Annotated in this window: 1 protein-coding gene; it reads right to left on the bottom strand. The window is 73.6% G+C overall.

What is annotated here, in order from left to right; all coding sequences use genetic code 11:
* Nucleotides 1-60 precede the first annotated feature (60 nt).
* A partial coding sequence (locus tag IE153_RS41325) for a MarR family transcriptional regulator (protein ID WP_189594815.1) occupies nucleotides 61-549 on the bottom strand: 489 nt, incomplete at its 5' end.

Raw genomic sequence — 549 nt, 5'->3', positions numbered from 1 at the left:
TGGTCGCGGCCTGGGTCTCGGCCTGGCGGGCGTCGGCGACGGCCTGGGTCAGGTCGGTGCTCATGCCGACACCTCCCCGGCCTGCGTGGCGACGGACAGGGCGCCATCCTCGGCACGGTCGATCTCGCCCGCCTCAACCAGGGACTTGACCGCCTTGCTCACGGAGCCCTTGTTGATGCCAGTCACGTTGGCGACGTCGGCGACCGTGCGCGAGCCCGCGGCGATGGCGGCCGCGACCTTCTCGCGGTTGGTCGGCTGGGCCTTGGGCTGGGCCGGGACCGCAGCCGCGGGCGGAGCAATGACGTAGTCCTCGCCCTTGACCAGGCGCAGCGGTGGCTCGGCCGGAGGCGTCCACCCGTGGGCCCCCGACGTCGCCGGGCTGCTCCACGGCTCCGCAGTGGGCAGGGCCGCCACCGTGCCGTCCGTGACGTACCAGAGGCGCAGGGGGTCCGTGCCTCGCTTGCGGTACTGGAGCATGGCCCGGCCGGGGATGCCGTCGAGCTTCGACGGGAGCCAGCCCTCCTGCTGGGCCGTCTCACCGAAGATCGC

Origin of the sequence: Streptomyces massasporeus (assembly GCF_014648995.1) — a bacterium.
GTDB classification, from domain to species: Bacteria; Actinomycetota; Actinomycetes; order Streptomycetales; family Streptomycetaceae; genus Streptomyces; species Streptomyces massasporeus.
The sequence above is the reverse complement of the archived record's forward strand: the minus strand, read 5'-3'. Positions and strand labels throughout refer to the sequence as shown.